The sequence below is a fragment of the Streptomyces sp. NBC_00572 genome (genome assembly GCF_026341815.1).
Classification (GTDB): domain Bacteria; phylum Actinomycetota; class Actinomycetes; order Streptomycetales; family Streptomycetaceae; genus Streptomyces.
This window is the reverse complement of sequence record NZ_JAPENX010000001.1, coordinates 2,336,769-2,350,577: the sequence shown is the minus strand read 5'-3', so window position 1 is coordinate 2,350,577 and position 13,809 is coordinate 2,336,769. Positions and strand designations below refer to the sequence as shown.

12 protein-coding genes are annotated in these 13,809 nt (G+C 73.6%); 3 read left to right on the top strand and 9 right to left on the bottom strand.

What is annotated here, in order from left to right; genetic code table 11:
* Positions 1–80: 80 nt before the first annotated feature.
* From cseC to OG514_RS10605, 6 genes are all read right to left on the bottom strand, one after another.
* Positions 81–1,397, bottom strand: a complete 1,317-nt coding sequence (cseC, locus tag OG514_RS10630) for a two-component system sensor histidine kinase CseC (protein WP_266893221.1) — start codon at positions 1,395–1,397, stop codon at positions 81–83.
* A gap of 44 nt (positions 1,398–1,441) precedes the next feature.
* Positions 1,442–2,137: a two-component system response regulator CseB gene (cseB, locus tag OG514_RS10625; protein WP_266893219.1), complete on the bottom strand. Its 696-nt coding sequence runs from the start codon at positions 2,135–2,137 to the stop codon at positions 1,442–1,444.
* A gap of 115 nt (positions 2,138–2,252) precedes the next feature.
* Positions 2,253–3,047: a hypothetical protein gene (locus tag OG514_RS10620; RefSeq protein ID WP_266893217.1), complete on the bottom strand. Its 795-nt coding sequence runs from the start codon at positions 3,045–3,047 to the stop codon at positions 2,253–2,255.
* A complete protein-coding gene (locus tag OG514_RS10615) occupies positions 3,035–3,607 on the bottom strand; it encodes a SigE family RNA polymerase sigma factor (protein WP_266893215.1) in 573 nt (190 codons plus the stop codon). The genes OG514_RS10620 and OG514_RS10615 overlap by 13 nt, the downstream gene beginning before the upstream one ends.
* Positions 3,608–3,904: 297 nt before the next feature.
* Positions 3,905–4,888: an A/G-specific adenine glycosylase gene (locus OG514_RS10610; RefSeq protein WP_266893213.1), complete on the bottom strand. Its 984-nt coding sequence runs from the start codon at positions 4,886–4,888 to the stop codon at positions 3,905–3,907.
* Positions 4,889–5,097: 209 nt separating this feature from the next.
* Positions 5,098–5,769, bottom strand: coding sequence for a phosphatase PAP2 family protein (locus OG514_RS10605; RefSeq protein ID WP_266893211.1), 672 nt, complete (start codon positions 5,767–5,769; stop codon positions 5,098–5,100).
* Positions 5,770–6,016: 247 nt separating this feature from the next.
* On the opposite strand from OG514_RS10605, the gene OG514_RS10600 reads away from it, so the two are divergent.
* A complete protein-coding gene (locus OG514_RS10600) occupies positions 6,017–6,856 on the top strand; it encodes a hypothetical protein (protein WP_266893209.1) in 840 nt (279 codons plus the stop codon).
* A gap of 74 nt (positions 6,857–6,930) precedes the next feature.
* Here OG514_RS10600 and disA read toward each other — a convergent pair whose 3' ends face one another.
* Both disA and radA read right to left on the bottom strand, forming a co-directional pair.
* Positions 6,931–8,055: a DNA integrity scanning diadenylate cyclase DisA gene (gene disA / locus OG514_RS10595; RefSeq protein ID WP_266893207.1), complete on the bottom strand. Its 1,125-nt coding sequence runs from the start codon at positions 8,053–8,055 to the stop codon at positions 6,931–6,933.
* 361 nt (positions 8,056–8,416) lie between these two features.
* Positions 8,417–9,820, bottom strand: a complete 1,404-nt coding sequence (gene radA / locus OG514_RS10590; protein WP_266893205.1) for a DNA repair protein RadA — start codon at positions 9,818–9,820, stop codon at positions 8,417–8,419.
* A gap of 161 nt (positions 9,821–9,981) precedes the next feature.
* Between radA and OG514_RS10585 the strand changes: the two genes are divergently transcribed.
* The gene (locus tag OG514_RS10585) at positions 9,982–11,790 is read left to right on the top strand and encodes a hypothetical protein (protein ID WP_266893203.1); all 1,809 of its coding nucleotides are present in this window, start codon (positions 9,982–9,984) and stop codon (positions 11,788–11,790) included.
* A gap of 21 nt (positions 11,791–11,811) precedes the next feature.
* Here the strand turns inward: OG514_RS10585 and OG514_RS10580 are convergent, their stop codons facing one another.
* Entirely contained in the window at positions 11,812–12,663 is an 852-nt protein-coding gene (locus tag OG514_RS10580; protein WP_266893201.1) for a hypothetical protein, read from the bottom strand.
* Between the two features lie 41 nt (positions 12,664–12,704).
* Here OG514_RS10580 and OG514_RS10575 point away from each other — a divergent pair, with 41 nt between their 5' ends.
* Positions 12,705–13,637 carry a Ppx/GppA phosphatase family protein gene (locus OG514_RS10575; protein WP_266893199.1) on the top strand — a complete coding sequence of 311 codons (933 nt, stop codon included), beginning with the start codon at positions 12,705–12,707 and terminating at the stop codon, positions 13,635–13,637.
* Positions 13,638–13,809 lie beyond the last annotated feature (172 nt).

Below are 13,809 nucleotides of genomic sequence, written 5' to 3'. Positions count from 1 at the left end.
GCCTGGTGAGGCGGTGGGTACGACGGTGGGGCCGGTCCTGGATCAGGGCCGGCCCCACCGTCGTACTCCCACGGCGGTCTTCAGTCCGCCGGCCGCAGGATCGGGAAGCTTCCCGTGTTCGTCGGCGCGTGATCGGGCAGCCACAGCACCGCGATCGCGCCGCCCACCCCGTTCGGCGCCGCTTCGGAGGCCACGTTCCGGAAGGTCAGCCGGGCGCCGAGGACCCGCGCCTGGCCCGCCGCGATCGTCAGACCCAGCCCGTGGCCCTGGCCCGCGCGGTCGCTCGTACCCGTACGGAACCGGCTCGGGCCCTCCTTGAGCAACGCCTCCGGGAAACCGGGACCGTGGTCGCGGACGCGCACGACCCGGCCCTCGACGGTGACCTCCACCGGCGGCTTGCCGTGCTTGGCGGCGTTCGCGAGGAGGTTGCCCAGGACGCGCTCCAGGCGCCGCGGGTCGGTGTTCACCCAGGAGTCGTGGACGACCCGGACGACCACCTCGGGGTCGAGGGCCCGCATCCGCCGCTCCACGAACTCGCCGAGCGCGATCTCCTGAAGCTCCGCCCGCTCCGACGCGCTGTCGAGCCGGGCCACCTCCAGGACGTCCTCGACCAGCGTCCGCATGGCCTGCGCCCGGTCCCGTACGAGCTCGGTCGGACGGCCCGGCGGCAGCAGCTCGGCCGCCGTGAGCAGCCCGGTCACCGGGGTGCGCAGCTCGTGCGCGATGTCCGCGGTGACCCGCCGCTCCGCCTCGATCCGCTCGTTGAGGGCGTCGGTCAGGGCGTCGACCGCCCACGCCAGGTCGTCGGTCTCGTCGCGTACGACCCCGCCGACGGCCTCCCTGACCCGGACGTCCGTGTTCCCCTGAGCGACCCGGCCGGCCGCGACGGCGGCCTTCCGCAGCCGCCGCGAGAGCTGGCCGCCGATGAGCACGCCCAGCGCGCAACCGCCGAAGACCACCGAGACCGAGCCGATGACGAGGGCCCGGTCCAGATCGTTCATGATCGTCGCGCTGCGGTCGGCGAACGGGATGTGCAGCGAGAGCACGTCACCGTTGGCGAGCGGCACCGCCGCCCACACGTCGGGCGGCCCGCCGTGCCGGTGCTCCTGCACGTACGTGCCGCGCCGCTTGTCCCGCATCAGCTGGTCGAGCTGGGCGGGCAACGACGGGTCGTTGATCTTCGTGCCGAAGCGCGGCTCCTTCGGCTTCGACGTCTCGTACATCCGCTGTGCGAAGAGCAGCCGCTCCATCTGCACCTCGCGCGCGTTGTCGAGCATCGAGATGCGGGCGGCGTTGTGCACGACCACGCTCAGGGTGACCGCGATCAGCGCGCCGACCGCCGCGATGGCGACGGCGATCTTCCAGCGGACGCCGGTACGGAGGGGGAGCAGCTTCACCGGTACGTGCCCGTCTCGGAGGGTGTCGTGTGGATCATGCCGCCCTAGCTCTTGAGCTTGTAGCCGAAGCCGCGGACCGTCTCGATCCTGTCCTGGCCGATCTTGGCGCGCAGCCGCTGGACGTGGACGTCCACGACCCGGGTATCGCCGCCCCAGCCGTAGTCCCAGACCCGCTCCAGGAGCTTGTCCCGGGAGAGCACGGTGCCCGGCGCGGACGAGAACTCCAGGAGCAGCCGCATCTCGGTCGGCGTCAGCGCGACCGGGGTCCCGCCCTTGCGGACCTCCATGCCCTCGGTGTCGACCTCCAGGTCGCCGAAGACGAGGAGGCCGCCGCCGTCCGGACCGTCGTCCCCCTGCTCGCCGCCGCCCGCGTGCCCGAAGCGGCGCAGCACGGCGCGGATCCGGGCCATCAGCACGGAGCCGTCGAAGGGCTTGGTGACGTAGTCGTCGGCCCCTGCCTCCAGGCCGAGGACGACGTCGATCGAGTCGGCGCGCGCCGACAGCATGATCACCGGCACCGTCGACTCGTCGCGGATCCGGCGGCAGAGGCTGACCCCGTCCATGCCCGGCAGCATCACGTCGAGCAGGGCGATGTCCGGCCGCTGCGCCCGGAAGGCTTCCAGGCCGGAGAGCCCGTCGGGCATGGCCGTGACCCGGAAGCCGTCCCGCTCCAGGGCGAGCTGCGTGGCCTCACGGATGACGTCGTCGTCCTCGACGAACAGGACATGGGTTTCGGCCATCGTGCGGTGCCCTTCGGATCTCTGCGCCGCTTCCGCGTACGGGGGCGCTTCTTCTGCGTTCGGAGGAGTGCGGCTGGGTCGGGGTACGGCTGGGTTCGCCGTACGGCGGTGCGGCTCAGTTGGCGGGGGGCTCGCTCGGCGCGGGCTCCTCGCCGTCGCCGTCGCCGTCGCCGACGGCCCGGCTGTAGTCGTTGTGCACCCAGTCGTGCTGGGTGAACTTGCTCCCCGACCAGCGGTACGTGATCACGTCCTCGCCCGAGGGATACGCGACCGGGTCGCCCTTCGCGTACACCTGCTTGGTGACGACCAGTTCGCCCCGGTCGATCGTGGCGTAGACCGCCGCGTCCTCCGCCATGAACACGTTCTCGTACCGGTCGCTCTGCTTCCGGTAGACGTACGTGCCGATCCCGACGGCATCGCCGCAGGTCATCACGTTCACCACGACATCCGGCGCGGGCGCGTCGGTGAGGTTCCCGTACGAGGCGTCCACCGGGTACGCGTCCGCGACGCACGGCTTCAGATCGGTCTTGAACCGCTCGTCGATCTTCGGGTCGGCCTTGAGCAGCTCGATCGGATCCACCCGCTCGGCGGCGTACCGCTGCTCGTCGCCGGCCGAGGGGGACGGGGTGGGCGCCGCCTTGGCCACCTCGCGGGTCCCGGCCGCGCCCTCGTCGCGGGAGCCGGTGCCGCCGGTGGAACAGGCGGCCATGGACAGCCCGATGGCGACGAGCCCGGCCGTCGCCGTGATGCTCGCCGCCTTGGCGGTACGGCGCCGGCGGCGCCGGCCGGTTCCGTACCGGTCGTCGCCGCCGGGGCCGCCACCGCTGTCGCCGCCCGGGCCGGCACCGTCGTCGATGCCGCCGATGCCGTCGTGTCTTCTGCCGTCGGCTTCGCCGTCTAGGCCGCGCACCGCTCCCGCCCCCGTTCGTCGCCTCGTACGCTCGTCCGCTCCCCGGGCCGCCCCAGAGCCCGGGCGTCGAGGTCACGGCTCTCCAGCTCCTGGCGGAGCCGGGCGAGCGCGCGGTGGAGCGTCGACTTCACCGTACCGGTCGACATGCCGAGCGCCGCCGCCGTCTCTTCGGTGCTCATCTGTTCCCAGTGGCGCAGGACGACGACGCTGCGCTGCTTCGGCGCGAGCACCTTCAGGATGTCCATGAGAAGGGCCCGGTCGGCGTGCTGCTCGGTCGGGTCGTCGACACAGGCGTCGGGCAGCTGCTCGGTGGGCACCTCTTCGAGCTTGCGGGAGCGCCACCACTCGGTCCGGGTGTTGATCATGACCCGGCGGAGGTAGGCGTCGGCCAGGGACTTGTCGGCGATGCCGTCCCAGCGGCCGAACGTACGGGCGAGGGCCGTCTGGAGGAGGTCCTGGGCGTCGACGGGGTCGGCCACGAGACGACGTGCGCTGCGCAGCAGCGCGTCCTGCCGCGTGCGTACGTACTCCTCGAAATCGAGCACCTCGCCATGCCTCATCCGAACCGCCTCCGAACCCCGTGACCAGCTTTGTTCCTCGTGTCGTGGACGACGCTACGGAGCGCTTGTCACGGGGCTGTGCGGGGCAGCCGTCGGTGGACGCACGGCTACCCATCGGTTGTGTAACAGCGGGGGTGGAGACGGTTCGTCAGGGGTGCCGCGTCTGCGGCGCTTCGTCGGCGGCGCTCGCTCGGGGTCTCTCGGTCGGGGTCTCTCGGCCGGTGGATGGTGCTTGGTCGAGGGCTCCAGGTCGAGGCCTCTCGGCCGGTGGCGCTTCGCCGGCGGCCGGGAGGGGCCTCAGGCCACGGGCAGCCGGTAGTACCCGTCGTCCAGCGGCTCGACCAGACCGTCCGCGACCAGGCCGTCCAGCGCCCTGGCCCGCTGCACCGGCTCGTCCCAGACCGTGTCCAGGACCGCCTGGGCCACCGGGTCCTTCGACTCCCGCAGCACCGCGAGGAGTCGGCCCCTGACCTGCCGGTCGGTCCCGGCGTACGTCTGGCCGCGCCGCGGCGGACCGTCGTGCGCCGGCTTCCCCGAGAGCCGCCAGGCGCACTGCCCGGAGATCGGGCAGCGCCCGCAGTCCTCGTTCTTCGCCGTACAGACGAGCGCGCCCAGCTCCATCGAGGCGGCGGCCCAGCGGGAGGCCGTCGCCTCGTCCGCCGGAAGCAGCGCGCGGGCGAGCCGCCGCTCGGCGGCCGTCGTCGCGTTCGGCGGGTACTGGACGCCGGTCGCCGCCCGGGCGAAGACCCGGCGCACGTTGGTGTCCAGGACGGCATGCCGCTGCCCGTACGCGAAGGAGGCCACCGCGGCCGCCGTGTACTCGCCGATGCCGGGCAGCGAGAGCAGCTGCCCGTGATCGCTCGGTACGTCGCCGCCGTGCCGTTCCTTTATGGCGACGGCCGCCGCGTGCAGCCGCAGCGCCCGGCGCGGATAACCGAGTCGGCCCCAGGCGCGGACCGCCTCACCGGGGGCGTCGGCGGCCAGGTCGGCCGGGCGGGGCCAGCGCGCGAGCCACTGCTCGTACACCGGGAGCACCCGGACCACCGGGGTCTGCTGGAGCATGAACTCACTGACCATGACACCCCAGGCGCCGGCCTCGGGACGGCGCCAGGGCAGGTCGCGGGCGTGCCGGTCGAACCAGGCGAGGACGGGCCCGTGCAGCTCGGCGGGGGGCGTCGGGAGGGCGGGGTCTTCGAAGGCGGCGGCGGCCTCGAAGGCCCGAGCGGCGGCTTCGGGGGCCTCAGGGGACTCGGGCGTCAGGGGAGCGTCGATGGAAGTCATGGCACCCACGATCCTGGCACGTCCACGACGAGATCAGCACGCGCCGTGGCACCGGCGCCAGGGTGGGATCGATACGCGCCGGGGTGCGCGCGCCGGGGTTGCTCGGCGCGCGCTGTGGCGCTCGTACAAGGGAGTGGCCCGCACGGGCAAAAGAGGGGCCTCACGCGCCGTGGCACGCGTACCGGAGCGCGGATCGCCCAGGGATGCGGTCAGTACGCGCCGTGGCGTGCGCGCCGGGGAGCCTCGGCGTGCGCAGGGGCGTGTGTCCGGGGCCCGCGCCCCGCACACCACACCACGGCCGAGCTCCGGCTCGACCGGGCCGTCTCCACGAGGGCGCCCACCGGCCGGACCGCCGCCTTCATCACGACGAGGGCGACCAGGCCGCCGAGGAGCAGGCCGACGGTCACGTCGTGCGGGTAGTGCACGCCGACGAAGACCCGGGAGAACGCCATGAGCAGAGCCATCGGCACGGTCAGCCAGACGATCCCGCGCCACGACAGGGCGAGCGCGATCGCGGCGGCTCCCGCGATCGCCGAGTGGTTGCTGGGGAAGGACCAGTCGCCGTGCGGCGGGCAGGTGATGAGCGAGGCGGGTGCCCCGACGACCGCGCGGCACGGACGGTCCTCGTCGATCAGCGACTTCAGCGCCTCGCTCACCACGTAACCGAAGGCGGTGGCGAGCGGAGCGAGCAGCGCGAGCGCCATCACCCGGCTCGATCCCTCGCGGGAGCGCCACCAGCCGGCCAGGAACAGGGCGCCGAACAGGAGCAGCCCGGCCTCGGTCCAGACCTCGGCGAGCCACTGGAACCAGTGGGGGGTGGAGTGGGCGAAATCGGCGACATCGAGGTACAGCCGGTCGGAGAGGTCGAGGAGGGTGTTCATGGTGGACGACGCTAACCGGAATCCGGAGTCCGCCGCCCCGGGCCAACGGCCACAACGACCCCTGACGAAAGTGGGGGTTCTGCGATTCGGTCCGGTTCCCACCGGTTTCGGACGGGGTTGCGGGGGTGCCGGGGCGAGACCCCGGCAAAAGTTCCCGGAACGGACGGATGTGATCATCGGCAAAACTTGATGCCTCGGGCGGCGGGTGGGGCGGGAGTTGGGCCGGATCTCTCGTAAGGTTCGGGTCGTGGGATCTTTGCGCAATCCGGTCGGGCCGCTTCCCTCCACCATCTACTGGCGACGGAGGGCGGTGGCGGCGTGCCTGGTGGCGCTTCTCGCACTCCTCGCCGTCTGGGCCGTCACCTCCGGTGACCGAGGCGGGAAGAAGGCGAACGACGGGGCCAACGGCTCGTCTCCCACCCCTCCCTCGATCACCCCCGGGCCCTCCGGCAGCGGACCGGCGATCAGTCAACAGCCCGGCGGCCGCGACGAGTCGGACGACTCCGGCGACACCACGGGCGGCGACAGCGGCTCGGGCGGCTCCGGTACGGACCCGGGATCGGGCGCCGACGCCGGCACGACCGCCGGAAACGGCAGCGGCGGCAAGAACGGCGACACGGACGGCGCGGGCGGCGACGGAGGAGCGGGCACCGGTGCGGGACAGCAGGTTCCGGCCGATTCCCCGCTCCCGAACTGCCCTGACGGAGCGCTGCAGTTGACGCTCCGCAGCGCCAAGGTCAGCTACGAGGCGGGCGAGAAGCCGCGCTTCCACCTCGTCGCCAAGAACACCTCGGACGCCGCCTGCAAGGCCGACTTCGGGCCCCGCAGCGCGGTTCTGACGATCAGCGACAAGCAGGACGACGAGGTCTGGTCCTCCGCGGACTGCCCGCGTCCCGGAAACCCGATCCTGCTGCGCGTCCCCGCGGGCGCCACCGTCACCCACACCGTGGAGTGGGACCGCGGGCAGAGCGCCCCGCAGTGCGCCACCGCGCCGAAGGGCCCGGCCGGCCCCGGCACCTACCTCGTGGAGGCGACGATGCCGGGCACCAAGGTGCTCCCGGCCTCGTTCACGCTCGCCAAGGACTGACCGGCGCCGGAGACGGAGAGGGAGACGGATCCGGAGACGGATCTCGGCGGTACGTCCTCGGACCCGAGTGCGTCCTAGACGTACCGCTCCAGGATCGAGGACTCCGCCAGCCGGGACAGGCCCTCGCGCACGCTGCGGGCGCGGGCCTCGCCGACGCCGTCCACGGTCTGGAGGTCGTCCACGCTGGCCGCGAGCAGCTTCTGCAGCCCGCCGAAGTGCTCCACGAGCCGCTCGATGATCGCGCCCGGCAGCCTCGGCACCTTGGCGAGGAGCCGGTAGCCGCGCGGCGAGACCGCCGAGTCGAGGGTCTCGGGCGAACCGCTGTAGCCCAGCGCACGCGCCACGACCGGAAGTTCGAGCAGCTCGGTGTGGGTCAGCGCGTCCAGTTCGGTGAGCGCCTCCGCCACCGTCCGCGAGCGCTTGGCCGTCGGCTCCGGCACGTAGTCCCGGATCACCAGCTCGCGCTCCGGCTCCACGCCCGCGATCAGCTCGTCGAGCTGGAGCGAGAGGAGTCGTCCGTCCGTACCGAGCTCGACCACGTACTCGGCGATCTCGGTGGCGATCCGGCGGACCATCTCCAGACGCTGGGCGACGGCGGTGACGTCGCGGACCGTGACCAGGTCCTCGATCTCCAGGGCGGAGAGCGTGCCGGCCACCTCGTCGAGCCGGAGCTTGTACCGCTCCAGGGTCGCGAGCGCCTGGTTGGCGCGGGACAGGATCGTGCCCGACTCCTCCAGGACCCGTCGCTCGCCGTCCACGTACAGCGCGATCAGACGCATCGACTGGGAGACGGAGACGACCGGGAAGTTGCACTGCTTGGAGACCCGGTCCGCCGTGCGGTGCCGGGTGCCGGTCTCCTCGGTGGGGATGGAGGCGTCCGGGACCAGCTGCACGCCCGCGCGGTGGATCTTGGTGATGTCCTTGTCGAGGACGAGCGCGCCGTCGAGCTTGCACAGCTCACGCAGGCGCGTGGCGGCGAACTCGACGTCCAGCACGAAACCGCCGGTGCACATCGAATCGACCGTCTTGTCCAGGCCCAGCACGATGAGACCGCCCGTGTTGCCGCGGAGGATCCGCTCCAGGCCGTCACGCAGCGCGGTGCCCGGCGCGACGGCGCTCAGGGCGGCGCGCATCAGCGCTTCGTTGCCGGAGCCCGCGCCGGACTTTCCAGGAGCTGATGCCCCGTCCTTGGCTGCCACTGCACTCCTCCGGCTCGTACGGATGGGCGAGACCAGGGCAAAGTCTAGCGACACCACCCCGCCGCCCCCCGCCCCCGATCGATCACGGTGGTCCGAAAGGGGTCCCCGCCCCGACACGGACCTAACCCTCCGCGTCTTTGCGAAGAGTACGGAGCGAACCGTCCGCACGGTGTGAACATTCCGCACCGACCGCCCCGACACCCACCGCCCCGGTCACTCCCGCAGCGGTCCGAGCCCCCTCGCCGGTCCTGGCCCCACCGACCCGAGCGCCCTCGCCGGTCCCTTCCCGCGGCGGGCCGAGCGCCACCCGCGCGCGTCCCCGCGCCCCGCCGGCCCGGCCGGCCCCTCCGCTACGGCTCCGCTACTTCTCCGCCCCCTCGGGCGCCTTCGCGCGGCGGCTGCGCGGCAGCACCCGCAGGGCGTCGCCCATGTCCGCCACCTCGGTCACCTTCATGCCCGCCGGCACCTTGCCCGGGTCCGTGGGGACCAGCGCGTGCGTGAAGCCGAGTCGGTGGGCCTCGGCCAGTCGGCGCTGGACGCCGGTCACCCGCCGGACCTCGCCCGCGAGGCCGACCTCGCCGATCGCGACGAGGTTCTTCGGCAGCGGGGTGTCGCTCGCCGCGGAGGCGAGGGCGAGGGCGATCGCCAGGTCGGCGGCGGGCTCGGTGAGCCGCACGCCGCCCACGGTCGCGCTGTAGATGTCCCGCTTGCCCAGCGCGCTGATCCGGCCCCGCTGCTCCAGGACCGCCAGCATCATCGAGACACGGGAGGTCTCCAGACCGGAGACGGTCCGGCGCGGGGAGGGGATCTGGGAGTCCACCGTCAGCGACTGGACCTCGGCGACGAGCGGGCGGCGGCCCTCCAGGGTGACCGTCAGACAGGTGCCCGGCACGGCCACGTCACGCCGGGTCAGGAAGAGCCCGGAGGGGTCGGCCAGACCCGTGATGCCCTCGTCGTGCAGCTCGAAGCAGCCGACCTCGTCCGTCGCCCCGTACCGGTTCTTGACGCCCCGGACCAGACGCAGGCGCGCGTGCCGGTCGCCCTCGAAGCTCAGGACTACGTCGACCAGGTGCTCCAGGAGCCGGGGGCCCGCGATGGCCCCGTCCTTGGTGACGTGGCCGACGAGGAGCGTGGACATGCCGCGCTCCTTGGAGGCCCGGATGAGCGCGCCCGCGACCTCGCGGACCTGGGCCATGCCGCCGGGCGCGCCGTCGATCTCGGGGGAGGCGACGGTCTGCACCGAGTCCATGATCAGCAGCGAGGGCTTCACGGCGTCGAGGTGCCCGAGGACGGCCGACAGGTCGGTCTCGGCCGCCAGGTAGAGGTGGTCGCTGAGCGCGTTGATCCGGTCGGCGCGCAGCCGGACCTGGCTCGCGGACTCCTCGCCGGTGACGTAGAGCGTGCGGTGCTCGTCGCTGGCCGCCTTGGCCGCCACGTCGAGCAGGAGCGTGGACTTGCCGACGCCCGGTTCGCCCGCGAGCAGCACGACGGCACCGGGCACCAGCCCCCCGCCGAGGACGCGGTCCAGCTCGTCGACGCCGGTGGAGCGGGCGGTCGCCTGCCGGCCGTCGACCTGGCCGATGGGGACGGCGGCGGTGGAGACCCGGCCCGCCGCGGTCGTGCGGACGGCGGGCGCGCCGTACTCCTCGACAGTCCCCCAGGCCTGGCACTCGGGGCAGCGGCCGAGCCACTTGGCCGTCTGCCAGCCGCACTCGGTGCAGCGGTAGGACGGCCGGTCCTTGGTCGATTTCGTACGGGCAGCCATGTCGCCCACCGTAGCGGCCGCCACTGACAGCGGACGCCGGGTCGCCCACGGCCCCCGGAATACCGAGTTCCTGTCCCCTTTCGAGCGATACCTTCACCCGTAAGAATGAGAAGTACGCAACCGGTACGAAAAGTGACCCCCACGCTGCCTACGGTCGACCGGTGACGAGCAGCAGGCTGGACTCCCCCGCACGCACCACCGGCGCACACCGGGCGCATCGCGCCGCGGACGCGACGGACCAGGGACCGCGCGCGCTCGGCCGGCGACCCCCCGCCCGTTACGAGGCCGCCCTCGACGGGCTCTTCACGTACTGCCTCTCCGTGCTCTGCGACCACGACACGGCCACCGCCGTCCTCGGCGACGTCCTCGCCGTCGCCGAGCGCCACCACGGCCGCTGTCCCTCCGACGAGGACGGCCGCACGGCCTGGCTGTACGCCCTCGCCCGCTGGGCCTGTCTGCGCAGCCTCGGCGAGCAGCGCCGACGGCGGCAGGGCGCCCACACGGGGCGGCCCGCCGTCACCGCGCCCGAGCCGCCGCGGGTCCCCGAGGAGACCGCCGAGCGGCGCCGCGCCGAACTCGCCCGGCTCGCCTGGCCCGAGGCCGCCGGCACCACACCCGAGCAGCGCGAGGCCCTGGAGCTGGCCGTACGGCACGGCCTCAGTCACCGTCAGGTCGCCGCCGTGCTCTCCCTCGACCCGCTCGCCGCCCGCGAGCTCCTCGCCACCGCGGGCTGCGAGGTCGAGCGCACCCGCGCGGCCCTCGCCGTCGTCGAGACCGGCAGCTGCCCCACCGTCGCCCGGTTCACCGGTGACCACCAGGTGCTGCTCTCGGCCGCCCTGCGCGCCGAACTCGTCCGGCACGTCGACGACTGCCCCCGATGCCGGAAGGCCGCCGAGCGCGTCGGCGCCGCCGGCCCCTGGCCCGGCGCCGGATCCCTGCCGCAGGCCTTCCTGCCGCTCGTCGAGGCGCCCCGGGCCGCCGCGTACATGGCGATGCTGCACGTCCCCCGCGCGCGTGCCGGTGCCCCGCGCTTCTCGCCGACCGGTTTCCCCATGGACCCCAAGGACCATGTGGCCCGCCGCGACCGGCTGCGGGCCCGCGCGGTGACGACCACCGTCGTCGCGGCCGTGGTCGCCGCGCCGGTCCTCGCCCTGTGGACCTCCTACCGGGGCACCCCGGTCGCCGACACGAGCGCCCGCGACGCGTCCCGGATCAGCGCGCGCGAGGCCGACGAACCGGACGGCCCCGACGGACGCCCGTACGACCGGTACGAGAACGCGGGCAACGCGCGCACCACCCCCGAGCCCCGCTTCACCCGGGGCAGCCGCGCCCCCGACGTCTCCGTCGAGGTACTGAGCCCCGGTGGCCCCACCGGCCCCACGGACCCCACCGCGCCGGGCGAGTCCGCCGCCGGCTGGATCACGGTCGCCGCGCGCGGCCACGGCGATCTGACCCTGCTCACGCTCACCGCCTCCGGCGGTTCCCCGGTCGACTGGTCGCTGTGGACGGACGCGCCCTGGCTGTACGTGACCCGCGCCTCGGGCACGCTCCGCCCCGGCGAGACGGTCACCGTCACGGTCCGCGTCGACCACGGCCGCGAGCCGCAGGGGGCCTGGAGCGCCCGGGTCGGGGTGAACCCCTCGGGCGCGGTGGTCAGGATCGACGGACGGGGAGAAACGTCCCCGCCGCCCGTCGTCGACCCGATCACGCCGCCCCCGACGACGACCGAGCCCACGACGCCGCCGACGAGTCCGCCGACCACGGAGCCGACGACTCCGCCGCCGACGACGGAGGAACCGCCCCCGACCACGACGGAGCCGACCACGCCGCCGACGAGTCCGCCGACCACGGAGCCGACGACTCCGCCGCCGACGACGGAGGAACCGCCCCCGACCACGACGGACCCGGGCCCGACGGAGCCGACCACGCCCCCGCCGACGACGGAGGAACCGCCGCCGTCCTCTTCCTGAGCCGAGCCGAAAAAAGGGGGGTCAGAGCTTCGGGTCGGCCGGGTGCGGGGCCACCAGCGGCAGCTGCGAGGAGAGCCGCGCCTCGCACAGCCCGGCCAGGACCTCGTACCCCTCCTTGCCCATCATCTCGGTGAGCTCGGGCCGGTACGTGACGTAGACCGGCTCCCCGGCCCCGTGCGCCGACGTGGCCGACGTGCACCACCAGTGCAGGTCGTGGCCGCCCGGACCCCAGCCCCGGCGGTCGTACTCGCCGATCGACACCTGGAGGACCTTGGTGTCGTCGGGCCGCTCGATCCAGTCGTACGTGCGCCGCACCGGCAGCTGCCAGCAGACGTCCGGCTTGGTCTCCAGCGGCTCCTTGCCCTCCTTCAGGGCCAGGATGTGCAGCGAGCAGCCCGCGCCGCCCGCGAACCCGGGACGGTTCTGGAAGATGCAGGAGCCCTCCCAGCGGCGGGTCTGCCGGTCGCCGTCCTCGTCGAGCTGCGTCCAGCCCGAGTCCGTACCGACGTCGTGGAACTGCCACAGCTCCGGCGTGAGGCGCGCCACGTGCGACGCGACCCGCTTCTCGTCGTCCTCGTCGGAGAAGTGCGCGCCCAGCGTGCAGCAACCGTCGTCGGCCCGGCCCGCCTGGATGCCCTGGCAGCCGCTGCCGAAGACGCACGTCCAGCGCGAGGTCAGCCAGGTCAGGTCGCAGCGGAAGACCTGCTCCTCGTCGGCCGGGTCGGGAAACTCGACCCACGCGCGCGCGAAGTCGAGGCCCTTCTCGTCCGGCTCCACGTTCTTGCCCCGCTTCTTCCCGCTCTTCACCGCGCTGTCTTTGATGTTGTCCTTGGCGCTGACTTTGCCCGGCTTCGCCTTCTTCGTCTTTGGCACAAGTCCAAGCGTATGCGGATGGGCGCAGTAGCGTTCCGTCCATGAGACTCGGAGTCCTCGACGTCGGTTCGAACACGGTGCACTTCCTGGTGGTGGACGCCCACCCCGGCGCCCGGCCGCTGCCCGCCCATTCCCACAAGGCGGAGCTCAGGCTCGCCGAACTCCTCGACGAGCGGGGCGCCATCGCGCCGCACGGCGTCGAGCGGCTCATCGCGACCGTCCGGGACGCGCTGCTCGCCGCCGAGGACAAGGGCTGCGAGGAGGTGCTGCCGTTCGCGACCTCCGCGGTCCGCGAGGCCAGCAACGCGGACGCCGTCCTCGCGCGCGTGAAGGACGAGACCGGGGTCGACCTCCAGGTCCTCACCGGCGAGGAGGAGGCCCGGCTCACCTTCCTCGCCGCCCGCCGCTGGTTCGGCTGGTCCGCGGGCAAGCTGCTCCTCCTCGACATCGGCGGCGGCTCCCTCGAAGTCGCGTACGGCATCGACGAGGACCCCGACACGGCGGTCTCCCTGCCGCTCGGCGCGGGCCGGCTGACCGCCGGCTGGTTGCCGGGCGACCCGGCCGACGGCGCCGACGTGAAGGCCCTCCGCCGCCATGTGCGCGCGCAGATCGCCCGGACGGTCGGCGAGTTCAGCCGCTTCGGCCGCCCCGACCACGTCGTGGCCACCTCCAAGACCTTCAAGCAGCTGGCGAGGATCGCCGGCGCGCCCGGCTCGGGGGAGGGCCTCTACGTCGAGCGGATCCTGACCCGCAAGTCCCTGGAGGAGTGGCTGCCGCGCCTCAGCGGGATGACCACGTCCGAGCGGGCCGCCCTGCCGGGCGTGTCGGAGGGCCGCGCCGGACAGCTCCTCGCGGGCGCGCTGGTCGCGGAGGGCGCGATGGACCTCCTCGGGGTGGAGGAGCTGGAGATCTGCCCCTGGGCCCTGCGCGAGGGCGTCATCCTGCGGCGCCTGGACCACCTGCCGGAGGCATAGGAGCCGTCCGCCCAGGGGGCCGCCACGCCCGCCTCCCGTAAACGGCGTCCCCGTCCCACGGAGGACGCGCCTCCCGTGAACCGCGCCCCGCCCTCCGTGGAACGCGTCCCCGCTTCACGCAGAGCGCACCATGCCGGGCGGGGGCGGCACGCGGGCGCCCCGCCCCCGTTCC